The sequence below is a fragment of the Salinicola salarius genome, assembly GCF_002179555.1.
Taxonomy (GTDB): domain Bacteria; phylum Pseudomonadota; class Gammaproteobacteria; order Pseudomonadales; family Halomonadaceae; genus Salinicola; species Salinicola salarius_A.
Window position 1 is genome coordinate 1 of the sequence record NZ_NHOU01000075.1, and the last position, 3,730, is coordinate 3,730.

At 63.4% G+C, this 3,730-nt stretch carries 3 protein-coding genes; 1 reads left to right on the forward strand and 2 read right to left on the reverse strand.

The features are described from left to right. Window positions 1–183: 183 nt before the first annotated feature. Both betB and betI read right to left on the reverse strand, forming a co-directional pair. Window positions 184–1,653, reverse strand: a complete 1,470-nt coding sequence (betB, locus tag CCD76_RS18910; RefSeq protein WP_087721043.1) for a betaine-aldehyde dehydrogenase — start codon at window positions 1,651–1,653, stop codon at window positions 184–186. 53 nt (window positions 1,654–1,706) lie between these two features. Then, a complete protein-coding gene (gene betI, locus CCD76_RS18915) occupies window positions 1,707–2,327 on the reverse strand; it encodes a transcriptional regulator BetI (RefSeq protein WP_087721044.1) in 621 nt (206 codons plus the stop codon). A gap of 278 nt (window positions 2,328–2,605) precedes the next feature. Here betI and CCD76_RS18920 point away from each other — a divergent pair, with 278 nt between their 5' ends. Further along, complete coding sequence (locus CCD76_RS18920; protein ID WP_087721045.1) at window positions 2,606–3,556, forward strand: choline ABC transporter substrate-binding protein; 951 nt, start codon at window positions 2,606–2,608, stop codon at window positions 3,554–3,556. The last annotated feature ends 174 nt before the right edge of the window (window positions 3,557–3,730 follow it).

Sequence of the window (3,730 nt, forward strand, 5' to 3'; positions counted from 1 at the left end):
CGAGCTTCGAGCTTCGAGCTTCGAGCTTCGACTAGCGCCGGCTTTGGGGCGCTGTACAAAGCAGCTTCGAGCGAAGGAATTGCGAACCTCGGACGTTGGCCGATGATTTCCTCCGCGGCTCGCGCCGGTTTTCCGTTTTTGACCTTCAGCTCGCAGCTCATAGCCCGTGGCCCGTCGCTGATGTCAGAACACCGAGGCGAACGGCCCCATCTCGACCTGCACCGACTTCGTCTGGGTATAGTGCGCCAGCGTCTCGATGCCGTTCTCGCGGCCGATGCCGGACTGCTTGTAGCCGCCCACCGGCATCTCGGCGGGGGAGTCGCCCCAGGTGTTGATCCAGCAGATGCCGGCCTCGATCCGGTGGATGACCCGGTGAGCGCGGTTGAGCCCTTCGGTGAACAGGCCGGCCGCCAGGCCGTACTCGGTATCGTTGGCGCGGCGAATCACCTCTTCCTCGTCGTCGAAGGAGAGGATCGCCATGATCGGCCCGAAGATCTCCTCGCGGACGATGCGCATCTCGTCCTGGCAGTCGGTATAGACAGTCGGGGCGACCCAGGCGCCGCCGGCAAAATCGCCATCGGTCATGCGGTTGCCGCCCACCAGCAGGCGAGCGCCGTCCTGCTTGGCGGTCTCCAGGTAGCCGGAGACCTTCTCCAGATGCTCGAAGCTGACCAGTGGGCCGAAGTTGGTCTCCGGATTCAGCGGGTCGCCGGCCTTGATGCGGTTGACGCGCTCGACGATCTTGGCTTCGAACGCTTCCTTGACCGCGCTGTGCACGAATACGCGGGTGCCGTTGGTGCAGACCTGACCACTGGAGTAGAAGTTGGCCATCATGGCGCCGTCGGCGGCACGATCGAGATCGGCATCGTCGAAGACGATCAGCGGCGACTTGCCGCCAAGCTCCATGGTGACTTGCTTCAGCGTGGAGCTGGCCGCAGCGGACATGACCTTCTTGCCGGTGCCCACTTCGCCGGTGAAGGTGATCTTGGCCAGGCCCGGATGCTCGGTGAGCATGGCGCCGACACTACCGTCGCCGTGAACGACGTTGAACACGCCGTCCGGCAGGCCGGCTTCGGTGAAGATTTCCGCCAGTTTCATCGCGGTCAACGGCGTCACTTCGCTCGGCTTGAACACCACCGCGTTGCCCGCGGCCAGGGCCGGGGCGGCTTTCCAGCAGGCGATCTGGATCGGGTAGTTCCACGCGCCGATGGCGCCGATGACGCCCAGCGGCTCGCGGCGGGTGTAGACGAACGAGTCTTCGCGCAGCGGGATCTGCGTTCCCTCGATGCTCGGCGCCAGCCCGGCGAAGTACTCCAGCGCGTCCGCTCCGGTCACGATGTCGACGCTGGCCGTCTCGCTGATCGGCTTGCCGGTGTTCAACGTCTCCAGCTCGGCCAGCTCGTCGTTGCGCTCACGCAGCAGGGCGACCGCCTTGTGCAGGATTCGCGCACGCTCCATTCCGGTCATCGCCGCCCACTGGCGCTGGGCGCGCTGGGCGCTGTCGATCGCCTTATCGACATCGGCCGCCGTTGCCTGCTGGACGCTGGCAATGATCTCGCCATTCGCCGGATTGACGGCGTCGAAGGTTTCGTTGCCACTGGCCGGCGTGTGGCGACCGTCGATGTAAAGTGTCTGCGTTTCGAGTCGTGCCATGATGACTCTCCCTTCGGATGGCGAATGAAATAGCGTTGCTGAGGGGCGCCGCTTCAAGCGTAGTCGTTGGCGCGCGTCCGGGTGTGCCTTGCGGCGTCGAGCTGCACCCGAACGTAGTCGTAGGCCAGTTGACGGGCGCGCTCCACGTTGAGTCCTTCCTGCGCCAGGGCGCCGCGCAGCCACAGGCCGTCGATCAGCGCCGCCAGGCCTCGTGCGGCATCTCTCGCTTCCTGCTTGGGCAGCACGCGTCGGAACTGGCAGCTCAGGTTGGAGTAGAGCCGGCGATCGTTGACGCGCTGCAGCCGCTGAAGCGGGCGGTGATGCATGCTGCTGGCCCAGAACGCCAGCCAGGTCTTCATGACCGAGCGGCTGGTCTGGCTGCGATCGAAGTTGCCGTCGATGATGGCGCGCAGATGGGCTTCCGGGGGCGCATTGCCCAGCGCCGTGCGGCGCTCCAGCACCGCCGTGCCCAGATCGCTCAGCACGTGGCGCATGGTGGCTTCCAGCAGCCCGTCCTTGCCGGCGAAGTAGTGGCTGATGATGCCGGTAGAGACGCCCGCGCGCTTGGCGATGCGCGCGATGGTGGCGTCGGCCAGCCCTAGCTCGTCGATTGCTTCCAGCGTTGCCTGAATCAATTGTCGGCGACGAATGGGCTGCATACCCAGTTTCGGCACGGCGCTCCTCCTGAATCGGGGCTGAGGGGATGAAAGTCTGCGAGTCGCCCGCTTCAGGCGTCGTCCGAAGGCGGCTCGAACAGGGCGCTGAACAACCTAGCGCCCATCCATTCCGCGCTCATCAACTTCGCTTTCATCCTCAGCGAGCCACCATTATGGGAATTTTTTATTGAACGGTCAATCAATAAAAACTAGTGTATTGTGCCATCGAATGAAAAATTCGGCATTCGATAAGCAGTAATTATTGATAACCTACAAGACGATCAGGGAGTGCAAGCATGAAATACTCGACCATCCTCTGGACCCTGGCCGGCGCCGGCCTGGCGGCAGTACCGATGGCGCAGGCACAGGCGCAGGAACCCGAAAGCTGCCAGACGGTCCGCTTTGCCGAGGTGGGCTGGACCGATATTCAGGCAACCACTGCACTGGCCAGCGTCGTGCTCGAAGGGCTCGGCTATGAAGCGACTTCCGATACCGTCTCCGTGCCAGTGGCCTATGCGGGCATGAAGAACGGCGACTTCGACGTCTTCCTGGGTAACTGGATGCCGTCGATGAAGTCGATCAGCGATCCCTACATCGAGAAAGGTCAGGTCGATCGCCCCCGCCCGAATCTCGAAGGGGCCAAGTACACCCTGGCCGTACCGCAATACATCATCGACGCTGGCGTGACCTCGGTCGCCGACCTGGACGAGCATGCGGACCAGTTCGGCCACAAGCTGTTCGGCATCGAAGCGGGCAACGACGGCAACCTGATCATCCAGCAGATGATCGATGACGATGCGTTCGGCCTGGGCGACTGGGAGCTGGTCGACTCCAGCGAAGCCGGCATGCTGGCCGAGGTCAAGGCGCGCACCCAGAGCGAGGACTGGATGGTATTCCTGGGCTGGGCTCCGCACCCGATGAACACCAACTTCGACATCGGCTACCTGTCCGGCGCGGACGACTACTTCGGCCCGGATTACGGCGGGGCGACCGTCTACACCAATACCCGCGCCGGCTACATCGATGAGTGCGGCAACGTTGGCCAGTTCCTCCAGAATCTGAGCTTCACGCTGGATATGGAGAACGAGGTGATGGGCAGCATCATGGATGACGGCGAAGACGAGAAAGACGCCGCTCGCGCCTGGCTCAAGGCCCATCCCGAAACGCTGGATGGATGGCTCGAAGGCGTGAAGACGGCCGACGGCGAACCGGGCTTGCCGGCAGTCAAGCAGGCGCTGGATATCTGACGACGCCGGGGGCGGCGCGAAAGGAGAGGTGACGCAGAAATTCGCCTCGATTTTCACTGCGGGCTTGTCCTTCGGCGAGCTCGCAGGTATAGTCCGCCCCCGTTGTCACTCGGCAACGTCTGCAGTATGCAAGTGACATCGTTGGCTACGTAGCTCAGCTGGTTAGAGCACATC